This is a genomic window from Corynebacterium qintianiae (assembly GCF_011038645.2).
GTDB lineage: Bacteria > Actinomycetota > Actinomycetes > Mycobacteriales > Mycobacteriaceae > Corynebacterium > Corynebacterium qintianiae.
In genome coordinates, this window is the sequence record NZ_CP064955.1 from 204341 (window position 1) to 216773 (window position 12433).

General features: G+C 64.2%; 13 protein-coding genes. 9 read left to right on the forward strand and 4 right to left on the reverse strand.

The features are described 5' to 3' along the window. Positions 1-63 precede the first annotated feature (63 nt). Complete coding sequence (gene lpdA / locus G7Y29_RS01060) at positions 64-1482, forward strand: dihydrolipoyl dehydrogenase (protein WP_165003317.1); 1419 nt, start codon at positions 64-66, stop codon at positions 1480-1482. Between the two features lie 76 nt (positions 1483-1558). Here lpdA and G7Y29_RS01065 read toward each other — a convergent pair whose 3' ends face one another. Beyond that, positions 1559-2017 (reverse strand): SRPBCC domain-containing protein, encoded by a 459-nt coding sequence (locus G7Y29_RS01065; RefSeq protein WP_165003319.1) that lies wholly within the window; start codon positions 2015-2017, stop codon positions 1559-1561. 20 nt (positions 2018-2037) lie between these two features. Then, positions 2038-3441 (reverse strand): acetate metabolism transcriptional regulator RamB, encoded by a 1404-nt coding sequence (ramB, locus tag G7Y29_RS01070; protein WP_165003321.1) that lies wholly within the window; start codon positions 3439-3441, stop codon positions 2038-2040. Positions 3442-3795: 354 nt separating this feature from the next. On the opposite strand from ramB, the gene G7Y29_RS01075 reads away from it, so the two are divergent. From G7Y29_RS01075 to G7Y29_RS01110, 8 genes are all read left to right on the forward strand, one after another. Then, positions 3796-4569 (forward strand): succinate dehydrogenase cytochrome b subunit, encoded by a 774-nt coding sequence (locus G7Y29_RS01075; RefSeq protein WP_165003322.1) that lies wholly within the window; start codon positions 3796-3798, stop codon positions 4567-4569. A 21-nt stretch (positions 4570-4590) separates the two neighbouring features. Then, complete coding sequence (locus tag G7Y29_RS01080; protein WP_165003324.1) at positions 4591-6684, forward strand: fumarate reductase/succinate dehydrogenase flavoprotein subunit; 2094 nt, start codon at positions 4591-4593, stop codon at positions 6682-6684. Continuing rightward, the gene (locus tag G7Y29_RS01085) at positions 6684-7433 is read left to right on the forward strand and encodes a succinate dehydrogenase/fumarate reductase iron-sulfur subunit (RefSeq protein WP_165003326.1); all 750 of its coding nucleotides are present in this window, start codon (positions 6684-6686) and stop codon (positions 7431-7433) included. Before G7Y29_RS01080 ends, G7Y29_RS01085 begins: the two co-directional genes overlap by 1 nt. Positions 7434-7484: 51 nt before the next feature. Next, positions 7485-7856 carry a hypothetical protein gene (locus tag G7Y29_RS01090; RefSeq protein WP_165003327.1) on the forward strand — a complete coding sequence of 124 codons (372 nt, stop codon included), beginning with the start codon at positions 7485-7487 and terminating at the stop codon, positions 7854-7856. Between the two features lie 78 nt (positions 7857-7934). Further along, complete coding sequence (locus G7Y29_RS01095) at positions 7935-9236, forward strand: DUF445 domain-containing protein (protein ID WP_165003330.1); 1302 nt, start codon at positions 7935-7937, stop codon at positions 9234-9236. Between the two features lie 25 nt (positions 9237-9261). Beyond that, positions 9262-9957, forward strand: coding sequence for a CGLAU_01105 family protein (locus G7Y29_RS01100; RefSeq protein WP_165003332.1), 696 nt, complete (start codon positions 9262-9264; stop codon positions 9955-9957). A 35-nt stretch (positions 9958-9992) separates the two neighbouring features. Further along, on the forward strand, positions 9993-10307 hold the full coding sequence (locus G7Y29_RS01105; RefSeq protein WP_165003731.1) for a DUF2516 family protein: 315 nt from the start codon (positions 9993-9995) through the stop codon (positions 10305-10307). 4 nt (positions 10308-10311) lie between these two features. Continuing rightward, positions 10312-10839 carry a hypothetical protein gene (locus G7Y29_RS01110; RefSeq protein ID WP_165003333.1) on the forward strand — a complete coding sequence of 176 codons (528 nt, stop codon included), beginning with the start codon at positions 10312-10314 and terminating at the stop codon, positions 10837-10839. On the opposite strand, the gene G7Y29_RS01115 is transcribed toward G7Y29_RS01110, so the two are convergent. Both G7Y29_RS01115 and G7Y29_RS01120 read right to left on the reverse strand, forming a co-directional pair. Next, the gene (locus G7Y29_RS01115; protein ID WP_165003335.1) at positions 10823-11599 is read right to left on the reverse strand and encodes an LmeA family phospholipid-binding protein; all 777 of its coding nucleotides are present in this window, start codon (positions 11597-11599) and stop codon (positions 10823-10825) included. The two genes, G7Y29_RS01110 and G7Y29_RS01115, sit on opposite strands and share 17 nt — an antisense overlap. A 7-nt stretch (positions 11600-11606) precedes the next feature. Continuing rightward, complete coding sequence (locus tag G7Y29_RS01120) at positions 11607-12416, reverse strand: class I SAM-dependent methyltransferase (RefSeq protein ID WP_165003337.1); 810 nt, start codon at positions 12414-12416, stop codon at positions 11607-11609. Positions 12417-12433 lie beyond the last annotated feature (17 nt).

Below are 12433 nucleotides of genomic sequence, written 5' to 3' on the forward strand. Positions count from 1 at the left end.
GCGAGATTTTCACGCCGAATGAGCTCCCCGAACGGACGCTTCCCCAAAACTCCACGTATCCTGATGGGCGTGAGTAACGAACATTATGACGTTGTTGTCCTCGGTGCGGGCCCCGGTGGCTACGTCGCCGCTATCCGCGCAGCCCAGCTCGGCAAGAAGGTGGCTGTTGTTGAGAAGAAGTACTGGGGCGGTGTCTGCCTGAATGTGGGCTGCATCCCGTCGAAGTCTCTGATCAAGAACGCCGAAGTAGCCCACATCTTTAAACACGAGGCCAAGACCTTCGGCATCAAGGGTGAGGTCGAGTTCGACTTCGCGGATGCCCACAAGCGCTCTCGCCAGGTTTCCGAGAAAATCGTCGGTGGCGTGCATTACCTGATGAAGAAGAACAAGATCACCGAGATCAACGGCCTCGGCACCTTCAAGGATGCCAAGACCCTGGAGATTACGGACGGTGACGACAAAGGAAAGACCGTAACGTTCGACAACTGCATCATCGCGACCGGTTCTGTCGTCCGCTCGCTGCCGGGCATTGAGCTGTCCGACAACGTTGTCTCCTACGAGGAGCAAATCCTCAACCCCGAGCCCCCGAAGAAGATGGTCATCGTCGGCGCCGGCGCCATCGGCATGGAGTTCGCTTACGTCCTGTCCAACTACGGCGTCGAGGTCACCGTCGTGGAGTACATGGATCGCGTCCTGCCGAACGAGGACAAGGACGTGTCCAAGGAGATCGCCCGCGCCTACAAGAAGTTGGGCGTCAAGCTTTTGACCGGACACGCCACTACCGCCGTGCGCGACAACGGTGACTCGGTCGAGGTTGATATCAAGAAGAACGACTCCGACAAGACGGAAACACTCACCGTCGACAGGGTCATGATCTCCGTCGGATTCGCACCTCGCGTCGAGGGCTTCGGACTGGAGAACACCGGTGTCGAGCTCACCGAGCGCGGCGCCATCGCCGTAGACGACCGTCTGCGCACCAACGTCGACGGCATCTACGCCATCGGCGATGTGACCGCCAAGCTGCAGCTCGCGCACGTCGCGGAGTCCCAAGGCATCATCGCCGCCGAGACCATCGCCGATGCCGAGACTCTCGAGATCGAGGACTACATGATGACCCCGCGCGCCACCTTCTGCAACCCGCAGGTCGCCTCCATGGGCTACACCGAGGAGCAGGCGCGCAAGAAGTGGGAGGGCCGCGACATCAAGGTTGCCACCTTCCCCTTCTCCGCCAACGGCAAGGCGCTCGGCCTGGCCGAGTCGAGCGGTTTCGGCAAGCTCATCGTCGACGGCGAGCACGGGGAGATCCTGGGCTGCCACCTCGTCGGCGCGAACGTCGCCGAACTCCTCCCGGAGATCACTCTGGCCCAGCGCTTCGACCTCACCGCCGGTGAGATCGCGCGCAACATCCACATCCACCCGACTCTGTCCGAGGTTCTCAAGGAGATCGCTCACGGTGTCGAAGGCCACATGATTAACCTCTAAGAGCTAGACGCGTATCGACGCCCGGTTTACCGCGAACGGTAACTATCGGGCGTCGATTAGTTTTTGAAGTGTGCTTCTACGCGCCGGAGACCGCCGCGGCGAGCGCGTCGAGGCTTGTCTCGAGGAAGTCGTCGTCGAAGCTCTCGGACATGGAGCGAACCTTGTCGCTGGCGATCTCGGAACGGTCGTAGGTGAGCTTCACGCGGGTGGCGTCCGGGCCCTCCGGCTCGAGCTCGTAGAGCCACTTTGCGCCGACCTCGACACCGGCAGTTGTGTTCTCCAAATTCTTCCAGCCGACGACCTTGTTCTCCTGGAGGGCGAAGACCTCGTTGCGGGTCTGGTAGTCGCCGTCCTCCTTGGTCATGTTCATGGTGAAGGTGTCGCCCACAGCCTGGAAGCGCTCGGCCTGGTCGGCTGAGACGACCATGCCGGAGTGGTCCGTCTCGGCGTGGCGCTGCGGGTTGGTCAGCAGGTCGTAGACGTTGTCGACGCTGGCATCAATGGTTCGGGTTGCGGAATTCGTCGTAGTAGCCATGGGTTCCAGTGTAAGGATTTTCAGTACGGGGCGATGGACGTCGTGTGGGGATCAACCTCGATACCGTGCTGGATGGAGGGGAACGCGCGTTGCGCGCACCGCTCCCGCGGGCAGACCCGGCATCCCGCGCCGATGGGCGTGGCCTGCGAAACGTCGTCGAGGGCGAGCCCCTCGGCGTAAATGGTTCGGTCGGCGTGGCGCGTTTCGCAACCCAGACCGATGGCGAAGAGCTTCTCGGTTTCGCGGAAATGGAAGCGGTGGTGCCGGACGGTGCGCGCGACCCAGAGGTAGGTACGCCCGTCAGGCATCATCGCGTGTTGCCGCACGGTCTCTCCCGGCCTGGTGAAGGACTCGTAAATCCCCCACAGCGGGCACGTACCTCCCGAAGTGGAGAAGTGGTACCCGGTGGCCGACTGCCGTTTGGAGATGTTCCCCGCGCGGTCCACGCGCACAAACGTGAAGGGCACCCCACGCATATTTGCTCTCTGCAGGGTAGAGAGCCGACTGGCAACGGTCTCGTACCCGACGCCGAAGACGTGGCTTAGGTAATCCACGTCGTAGCCGTTGCGCTCGGACTCGGAATGCATCAGTGAGTAGGGGAGGAGTGTGGCGGCCGCGAAGTACGCGGCGATGCCCCGTTTGGCCAGGTTCACCGACGTCTCGGAGGTGAAGGGTTCGTCGGCCACGTGGGCGTCGATTAGCGGCCCGGCCTCAAGAAAGCTCAGCGCGGAGGCGAGGCGGAAGGCGCGCTGGCCCGAGGAGAGGATGGGCGAGAGCGAGAGCAGCCCGGCGCCCAGGTCAAGCTGGTGCAGTACGCCCATCTCGGACGGGCTCGTCCGCACCTCCACACCGTGCTCGTTAGTGATGTGGCTGGCCAGCGCCCGTTCGGTGGCGTGTATACCGAATCGTTCCACACCGAGTCGGCCGGCGAGAGCTTCCGCGGTGTGGTCGATGTCGTCGAGGTAGTTCTGGCGGGAATAGAAAAAGTCCCGGACCTCGTCGTGGGGCATCGTGAGCGTCTCGGGGCTGGACACGCGCGAATCTAACGCGAGGGTGAGCTTGTCGCGCGCATTGGAGTAGCGGCGGTGCATCTCCACCACGGAGCGGGCGATGGAGGGGTGGCGGTAGACGAGATCGGAGAGCTCCTGCAGCTCGACGCTGGGGGTGCCCAGCTCCTGGTCCGCAACGACATCCTTGAGCTCGGCGAGGAGCCGGGAGTCGTCATCGCGCGAGAAAAACGTGGCGTCGACGCCGAACGCCTCCGTGATGCGCTTGAGCACTGGCACGGTCAGGGGGCGCACGTCGTGTTCAATCTGGTTGACGTAGCTGGCGGAAAGCTCGAGGGTCGCCGCGAGCGAAGCTTGGCTCAAGTTGCGCTCCCGCCGCAGCTGACGCAACCGCGAACCAACGTAAGTCTTTGGCATGCCGAGTATCTAACCACTTTGTTAAGCACGATGTGAAGGTTTGTGAAACCGGTTTGACCAACAAAAGTTTGACGCCCTTCGGGGTGTTGCAGGTGAAGCCGGGCGCACCGGGGCAAGCCCAGGTGTCAAATGTCACACGGAGGCCGATACGTATGGGGTTGGCGTTGCAAATGGGCTGGAGGTGAGGGGGATAAACGCTGCACGTGGGGGTGCGAAGCGCCGGGAGCCACCCCCACGGCGGCGGGGTTTCCGCCGGTCGCCCGAACGCGACTCACCGCGGCAGTCTCCCGGGTGGCCGTTGAGTGGGTAAAGGTCGGGAGCATTTCGTAGAGTAATACCGACACTGGAGGTGCCATGACTGTACAAAACGCAGACCGTGACGCAATTCGCCACGGAAAAATTACCGAAGCGCCGCTGCGCGAGCGGCCGTCCGTCCCGACGTGGGCTCTGAAGTTGATCATGGCCGTTACCGGCCTGCTTTTCGGCCTGTACGTTCTCGGCCACATGGTCGGAAACCTCAAGATCTTCATGCCGCTGCACAGCAACGGCGTGGCTCCGATCGACGAGTACGGCCACTTCCTACGCGCGATGGGTGAGCCGATCTTCCCCTACGGCACGATCCTGTGGGTCATCCGCCTTGTGCTGCTTGCCAGCCTCGTGCTGCACATCTGGGGCGCCTTCGCCCTTCGCTCCCGCTCGGCAAAGTCCCGAGGCAAGTTCAAGCGCACCAACTTGATGGGCGGCTGGCAGTCCACCGCAACGCGCTCGATGCTGATCACCGGCATCATCCTGCTGCTCTTCGTTATTTTCCACATCCTCGACCTCACCCTCGGCCAGGTCGTCGCCTCCGACGAGTTCATCCACGGCGCCGTACGCAACAACCTGCTCGCCACCTTCGCGCCGGGCCGCTGGTGGGTCGTGGCAATTTACGTGATTGCCAACCTCGCCTTGCTACTCCACCTCACCCACGGCGTGTACCTCGCGGTCTCCGACCTCGGATGGCTGGGCAAGCGCGGCCACGCCGTCATGGTTGTGCTCGCCTACATCCTCCCGGCGATCGTGGTGATCGGCAACATCGTCATGCCGCTGGCAATCTCATTCGGCTGGATTCCCGGCTTCTCAAGGTAACGGCTGACTAGGAGAATTATTATGACTACCGCTAACAACTCGCTGTCCGGACAGCAGGCCGCGCCGGCCGAGACCTTCCACTCCGGCCAAGGCGATGCCGCAGGACAGTCCGCGACCTCGCAGTTCCGCCAGCCCGAGTCCACCGTCGCCGGTGTGACCCCCGGTCTCGTCCTGGAGGCAAACGAGCCGGACAGCGCCAAGGTTCGCATGAAGGACATGTGGGAGTGGCAGAAGGACCACATGAACCTGGTCTCCCCGCTGAACCGCCGCAAGTTCACCATTCTCGTGGTCGGCACCGGCCTGTCCGGTGGCGCTGCCGCCGCAGCCCTCGGTGAGCTCGGTTACAACGTCAAGGCTTTCACCTACCACGACGCTCCGCGTCGCGCGCACTCCATTGCGGCCCAGGGCGGCGTCAACTCCGCCCGCGGCAAGAAGGTGGACAACGATGGCGCGTACCGCCACACCAAGGACACGGTCAAGGGCGGTGACTACCGCTGCCGCGAGTCCGACTGCTGGCGCCTGGCCATCGAGTCTGCCCGCGTGATCGACCATATGAACGCCATCGGCGCTCCGTTCGCCCGCGAGTACGGCGGCACCCTGGCCACCCGCTCCTTCGGCGGCGTGCAGGTTTCCCGCACCTACTACACCCGCGGCCAAACGGGTCAGCAGCTGCAGCTGTCGACCGCGTCCGCCCTGCAGCGCCAGATCCACCTCGGCAACGTGGAGATCTTCACCCATCACGACCTGATGGATCTCATTGTGTCCGAGGGCTCCGAGGGCCAGGGCAAGGGCACCTGCCGCGGCATCGTCACCCGCAACCTGATCACGGGCGAGATCACCCCGTTCACCGGCCACGCGGTTATCCTGGCTACCGGCGGTTACGGCAACGTGTACCACAAGACCACCCTGGCGAAGAACTCCAACGCGTCCGCGATGATGCGCGCGTACGAGCGCGGCGCCTACCTCGCCTCCCCGTGCTTCGTGCAATTTCACCCGACGGGTCTGCCGGTCAACGCAAAATGGCAGGCTAAGACGACGCTCATGTCCGAGTCGCTGCGTAACGACGGCCGCATCTGGACCCCGAAGGCGAAGGGCGACGATCGCGATCCGAAGGAGATTCCCGAGGAGGAGCGCGATTACTTCCTCGAGCGCCGTTACCCGGCGTTCGGCAACCTGGTGCCGCGCGACGTCGCGTCCCGCGCCATTTCCCAGCAGCTTAACGCCGGTTACGGTGTCGGACCACTGAAGAACTCCGCGTACCTCGACTTCACCGACGCGATCGAGCGTCTCGGAGTCGACACGATCCGCGAGCGTTACTCCAACCTGTTCGAGATGTACGAGGACTCCACCGGTGCTGACCCGTACCAGGAGCCGATGCGCATCGCCCCGACCGTCCACTTCACCATGGGCGGCCTGTGGACCGACTTCAACGAGATGACCTCGCTTGACGGCCTCTTCGCCGCCGGAGAGGTGTCCTGGACCTACCACGGCGCCAACCGCCTGGGTGCGAACTCGCTGCTTTCAGCGTCCGTTGACGGCTGGTTCACCCTGCCGTTCACGGTGCCGAACTACCTGGCCGACCATCTCGGCGAGGCGGCTCTGGACATCGAGGCCCCCGAAGTTCTTGAGGCGGTTACCCGCACCCAGGACCTGATCGAGCGCCTGATGAGCGTCAACGGTCCGGAGCCGCACGGCCCGGAGCACTTCCACGAGCAGCTCGGCGACATTCTCTACGAGCACTGCGGCGTGGCTCGCTCCGTGGAGGGCCTGAAGGCCGGTATCGAGAAGATCCGTCGCCTCCGCGAGGACTTCTGGGCCAACATCTCCATCCCGGGCTCCCCGAACGACATGAACCAGACCCTCGAGGCCGCGATTCGCCTGGCGGATTACATCAACCTCGGTGAGCTCATGTGTGTCGACGCCCTCGACCGCGACGAGTCCTGCGGCGCCCACTACCGCGACGATCACCTCACGGAGGACGGCGAGGCGCAGCGTGACGACGAAAACTGGTGCTTCGTCTCCGCGTGGGAGCCTGCCGGCAACGACGGCTTCATCCGCCACGCTGAACCGCTCCACTTCGATTCGATCCCTCTGATGGCAAGGAACTACAAGTAATGAAACTGACACTTGAGATCTGGCGTCAGGCCGGACCCGATACCGACGGCAGCTACGAGACCGTCCAGGTGGACGATGCGGTGGAGCAGATGTCCATCCTCGAGCTCCTCGACCACGTGAACAACAACTACGTCGAGGCCGGCAAAGAGCCGTTCACCTTCTCTTCCGACTGCCGCGAAGGTATCTGCGGCACCTGTGGCGTCTCGGTCAACGGCCGTCCGCACGGCGCCGGCCAGAACACCACCGCCTGCCTGCAGCGCCTGTTCAACTACAAGGACGGCGACACCCTGCGCATCGAGCCGTTCCGCTCCGGTGCGTTCCCGGTGATCAAGGACCTCGCGGTCGACCGTTCCGCGCTTGACCGAGTGATGCAGCAGGGTGGGTATGTCTCCGTTCAGGCCGGTACCGCCCCGGACGCCGACACCCTGCACGTCAACCATGAGATCGCCGAACTTGCGCTCGATTACGCGGCCTGCATCGGCTGCGGCGCGTGTGTTGCGGCTTGCCCCAACGGTGCGGCCCACCTGTTCACCGGCGCTAAGCTGAAACACCTCAAGCTGCTTCCGCTGGGCAAGCAGGAGCGCGGCAAGCGCGCCCGCCAGATGGTTGATGAGATGGAAACCAACTTCGGCCACTGCTCTCTCTACGGCGAGTGCGCCGACGTCTGCCCTGCAGGCATTCCGCTGGACGCAGTCGGCGCCATCAACGCAGAGCGCGCCCGCGCCGCATTCCGCGGCAAGGACGACTGAGAGTGCCCTATACTGGGCACCAAGTACGACAGTTACAGACAAGGAATCACCATGGCTAACACCCACGAGTCGGTTGCAGATATTCGCAGCGAGAGCTTCCCGGATTACCAGCAGCGCATCGAGGACGCGTACATCGAGGGATACGACCCGGTTTCCCTGGGTGCTCCGCACTCCTCGCTGAACACCCATTCCATGTGGATCGCCATGGGCCTCATCCTTGCTGCGCTCTTCGGCGTCGGCCTCGCAGTGTGGGGCGGTGCCGCGATGATCTGGGGCATGGGCTCCGAGGCCAACGCCGGCGGTCGCCTGCTCGTCCTGGGCCTGATCGAGGTGGCCGTCACCCTGATCGCGGCAATCATCCTGATGAACGTCGGCCGCCGCGGATACAAGGACTACCGCACGCGCACCGGTCGCATCAACTAGCCACGGTTTCCGACCAGAACTCCCTGCCACCCATGGCGGGGAGTTCTTTCGCGTCCCGTCACCTGCTTTAATCGAGTCATGGCTAAACACGCGCATTCCGGGCCGAGCTCCGTCCCGCTCCCCGCACCCGGCAACGAGTCGGAGCGGCGCCGAGTTCTGCGCAACCACAAGATTTTCGTCACCAGCCTTCTCGGAGTGATGGCGGTGATCTTCCTGTCGTGCTCGTGGTGGCAGTCGCAGGGAGCCTCGCCAGGCTGGGTGGGTTACGTCCGTGCGGCAGCGGAGGCAGGAATGGTGGGCGGACTGGCAGACTGGTTCGCTGTCACCGCCCTGTTCCGCCGCCCATTGGGGCTGCCCATTCCCCACACCGCCATTATCCCCCGCAAGAAGGACCAGGTGGCGGGTGCGCTGAGCGACTTTGTCAGCGAAAATTTCCTTAACGCGCAGACGATCACGGGAAAGGTCGCGGAAGCAAAGATTCCAGAGCGCGTGGGCGCGTGGCTGGCCCGGCCGGAGAACGCGGAGCGTGTCTCTGAACACGTCGGCCGCTTCACTGTCCGCATCGTGGAGTCCGTCGACCCGGTCGAGGCGGAGCGCGTCATCAACACCCAGGTGATCAACCGGTTTGCCGAGCCAGTCTGGGGTCCGCCGCTAGGACGTGCGCTCGAGGGGCTGATCCAGGACGGTAAAGTGGAGCCGATTGTCGACGACGTCATCGCGTGGGGGCGGCGCAAGGTCGAGGGCATGGAGGACACCGTGGTCACCATGATCGACGAGAGAATGCCCAAATGGGCGCCGAAGTTTGCCAAGGATCTCGTGGGTGAGCGTGTCTATCGCGAGCTGGCTGAGTTCATGCGTGAGATGGACGCGGACCCGCACCATGACGCCCGCAGGGCGATCCGCCGCCACATCAACCAGTTCGCCCAGGACCTGCAATTCGACGGTGACATGATTTCTCGGGTCGAAGCCATCAAGGCGGACGTCATGGGCTCCAATGCGGTGACATCCGCGGCGGGTGGTCTGTGGGGCCAGGTGTCGAGCACGCTTGTCGACGCCGCCTCCGACCCCGCCTCCCCACTTAGACGCAAGGTGGAGTCGTTGTGCGTGGAGTGGGGCGGCAAGCTGGAGAGCGACCAGGTGGTGCAGGAGGACGCGCAGCGCCGCCTGGCCGCCGTTACCCGGTACCTGGCGGAGAACGGCGCCGGCGAGATCGTCGGCATTATTTCGGAAACAATCCAGCGGTGGGACGGACAGGAGGCAAGTGAGAAGATCGAGCTCATGGTAGGCAAAGACCTCCAGTTCATCCGCCTGAACGGAACTTTGGTCGGTGCACTCGCAGGTTTAGCCATTTACACTGTCACTCAAATACTTTTTCATTAGCGATAAGTGACGAAGGTGGCTCAGCATGACTTCCAAGTACGACTCTCAGCGCGACAACGAAAATGCCGGCACTGCGGACGAGAACCGCACCAATGCGGGCGGATCCATAATGGACAGCCTGCGTGGCGCAGGTGAAGCCTGGCTCGCAGCGGGCTCCGCTCTCGGCAACGCGGTGGGAGCGTTTGCCGCGAACTTCCGCGAGGAGCGTGCGGCTGACCGTCCGGCCGGCGCTCACTCGCTCGCGGGCGAGGGGGCAGACGCGCAGGACACGCTGGGCCAGCAGCTGCGTGCGGCCGTCGATAATGCCCGCGGCGCTTTCAACTCCGCGGACAACGACCGTGATTTCCGTGCCGCCGCATCGTCCTTCGCCACTGATGCCGAGGGCATTTTCCGCGACATCGCGGGTTCGGTGTCCCGCGCAGGCGGTGCGACCGCCGGGTCGGGCGAGGCCGAGGAGGTCAAAGCCGCATTCGGCAATGCCGTGAACGAGGTCCGCGAGACCTTCAGCCAAGCAGTCTCGGGCGTGCGCAACCGCGCGGAGGAATCCGACATCGACGCGGAGGGCACAGTCACCGATCTGCGCGACCGTCTGGACAGCCTGATTGCGAAGCTTTCCGAGCAGGTCAACGGCCGCAATGAGGAGTCTGCAGACTCGGCCGATATCATTGACGGTGAAGTTGTCCGGGACACCGATCAGAACTCCGGCAACAGCACCGTCTAAAAATACCCGGCGAGCAGAGGAGATACGTCCGCGTGATGGACCTCGATACCTTGGGGCTGGTGGGCTACATCCTGAACGTGCCGTCCATCGCCCGGAACATCCTATTCTTGGCCATCGGCATCGCTGGCATTGTGGGAGCGTTCTTCGCGGCCATGACCCGCGACGACGCCTACGACGCGGCGGGCCGCCAGAACAAGTGGGCGTGGGTGGCCATAGTCGGAGTGTCCGGCATCGTCTGCTTGCTCCGATTCCCTCTCGTCGCGTGGTTCGGCGCGGTTGCGATCGGTATCTACTACTTTGATGTCCGGCCGCAACTGAACAACATCATCCGCGGCAACTACGGCTGGTGATGTCGTGGACGACCTTGAATGGCTGGCTACGAGGACGGGCTCAACCGCCCTCGGGGGTCGGCCGTTTGCCGTTTCCGCCCGGCACCGTGCGGGCGTGGTCGTTGAGCCCACCCGGGTGCAGGAGGCGACGCGAACCGGTGTCCCGGTGATAGCGGTGGTGGGGTTGCCGGACGGGCGCCACCACAGCGTGATCAAGGCGGCCGAGGCTCGTCTCGCAGTCGACATGGGCGCCCACGAGGTGTGGCTGGCCGTCGATGTCGACGCGGCGGGCGACAACGGGGTGCTTGCCGACGTCCTCGCGGTGCGCCAAGCCGTGGAAGCGCCGGCACGGCTGGGTTTGCTCTACCGTGACCGGCCGGAAATTGTCCGGGCCGGTGAGCTGGTGGGCGTCGACAAGCTCGTATGCGAGGCGGGGGAGCGGATTCCGGATACTGCGCTCGACGTCGCAGTGACCGGCACGGTGGACACCGTCGAGGCGGTGGTGTCGGCGTTGGACGCCGGCGCGGGGGAGGTTTTTACAACGCCTGGTTGATCTCGTTGAGGTTGACGTTGTGCCCGCTCAGGGTCACCCGTAGGCCTCCCTCGATAACGGTGAAGTCTTGCACCCGCATGGATCCGAATACAACGTCCCGCATGCCCTCGCGCAGGGCCTGCGAAATGCGCTCGGCGACGCCGCCGGGAAGGTCGATGCCGAAGAGCCTGGTCGATTCGGCGGAAAATGTGAGCTGGTCGCCCTCCATTTCGGGGCGCAGGTCGATGGCGGCGAGCCCGTCAGTGAGCTGAATGGTGACAGTGCCCTCTGCGGGATTGGAAGTCACGTCGGACACGGTGACAGAGTTTTGCAACAGCTCGGTCGGGACCCCGTTAACCTGGGCAAGCGCCGATCCCAGCTGCTGCTGGAGAATCACTCTCACGAACGCGTCGGGCAGCTCGGTGGACACGTTGAGAGTGTCGGCAATTGTTCCCGCGTCCGTCATTCGGACACCGTCCATTTCCACGGTGGCGGCGGGTTGCCCGGAAAAGGATTCTCCGTCGAGCACAAGCGTCGACGGCACCGACAGCGTCATGTGGGGAACTTTGCCCCCGAGCAGGCCCAAGGTCAACGGGGCGGACCCGAACGATACCTGAGCATCCTGCGTGGTGGGCGCTGGGGCTGCCTCCTCGAACTGCGACTCGATCTGACTGGAGATGAACGCGCGCAGCCCGAACTCCGCAACGAGGATAAGAACTAACAACGCCGCGAGAATACCGACGAAGATCTTCCAGGCGAGTGAGCCCTTGGTTCGTTTCATGGGGCCATCATACGTCTGCGACGTGCACCCAGCCGATTGTCAACGTGTTGTCCCGCAGACGGCGCCGCACCGGGTTCAGCGGCCAGCCCCGAGCCACTAGGTCCTCATGCGCGCACCGCCAGCGCACGCGCGGTCCATGGGGTGCCCAGCCGGCGGCCCGCTCCCACGCCTCGTCCGCCGCAGCGAGCAGTGCGTGGATTTTCTCACCCGGAACGTTCTTGTGTATCAGCGCCTTGGGCAGCCGCTCAGCCACGTCCGAGGGGCGGGACGCGTCCTCCGGGTCCCACGCGAGGGTGAGCGTGCGTGGGCCGTCCTGGCCCAGCAGCACCCAGGCGGCGCGCCGCCCCAGTTCGTCGCAAGTGCCCTCGATGAACAACCCGCCGGGCGCCAGGCGCGATGTCACCGTCTCCCACACCGCGGGCACATCGGCGACGTCGTACTGGCGCAAAACGTTGAACGCGCGGACCACGTGCGGGCGGTATCCGGCCAGCTCGAAGCCTCCGAGTTGGAAGCGCACGCCGTCGCGCGAGGGCAGCACCCTGTCAGGGTGAATCTCCAGCCCGACGACCTCGACGCGCGGGTTGATCTGGCGCAGCCACCCCGCCCATTCAACGGTGGTGGTGTGGGATGCGCCGTAACCCACATCCAAGGCGAGCGGCTCCGGTACCGAACGCAGCAGCGCCTGTACGTCGGGGTGGAAGCGGGTCCACCGGTCGGAGCGCCGCAGGCGGTTCACCCCCGTCGTGCCGCGGGTAATCACGCCGAAAGGCCGGTCGCGCCCTGACTGCGCGCGCAGGTTGTGGGCGTGACCGGCCATGGAGGTGAAACGGAAAG

Coding starts and splice junctions, on each gene's coding strand:
- lpdA (WP_165003317.1), top strand. CDS start 64: ATGGGCGTGAGTAACGAACATTATGACGTTGTTGTCCTCGGTGCGGGC.
- G7Y29_RS01065 (WP_165003319.1), bottom strand. CDS start 2,017: ATGGCTACTACGACGAATTCCGCAACCCGAACCATTGATGCCAGCGTC.
- ramB (WP_165003321.1), bottom strand. CDS start 3,441: ATGCCAAAGACTTACGTTGGTTCGCGGTTGCGTCAGCTGCGGCGGGAG.
- G7Y29_RS01075 (WP_165003322.1), top strand. CDS start 3,796: ATGACTGTACAAAACGCAGACCGTGACGCAATTCGCCACGGAAAAATT.
- G7Y29_RS01080 (WP_165003324.1), top strand. CDS start 4,591: ATGACTACCGCTAACAACTCGCTGTCCGGACAGCAGGCCGCGCCGGCC.
- G7Y29_RS01085 (WP_165003326.1), top strand. CDS start 6,684: ATGAAACTGACACTTGAGATCTGGCGTCAGGCCGGACCCGATACCGAC.
- G7Y29_RS01090 (WP_165003327.1), top strand. CDS start 7,485: ATGGCTAACACCCACGAGTCGGTTGCAGATATTCGCAGCGAGAGCTTC.
- G7Y29_RS01095 (WP_165003330.1), top strand. CDS start 7,935: ATGGCTAAACACGCGCATTCCGGGCCGAGCTCCGTCCCGCTCCCCGCA.
- G7Y29_RS01100 (WP_165003332.1), top strand. CDS start 9,262: ATGACTTCCAAGTACGACTCTCAGCGCGACAACGAAAATGCCGGCACT.
- G7Y29_RS01105 (WP_165003731.1), top strand. CDS start 9,993: ATGGACCTCGATACCTTGGGGCTGGTGGGCTACATCCTGAACGTGCCG.
- G7Y29_RS01115 (WP_165003335.1), bottom strand. CDS start 11,599: ATGAAACGAACCAAGGGCTCACTCGCCTGGAAGATCTTCGTCGGTATT.
- G7Y29_RS01120 (WP_165003337.1), bottom strand. CDS start 12,416: ATGGCCGGTCACGCCCACAACCTGCGCGCGCAGTCAGGGCGCGACCGG.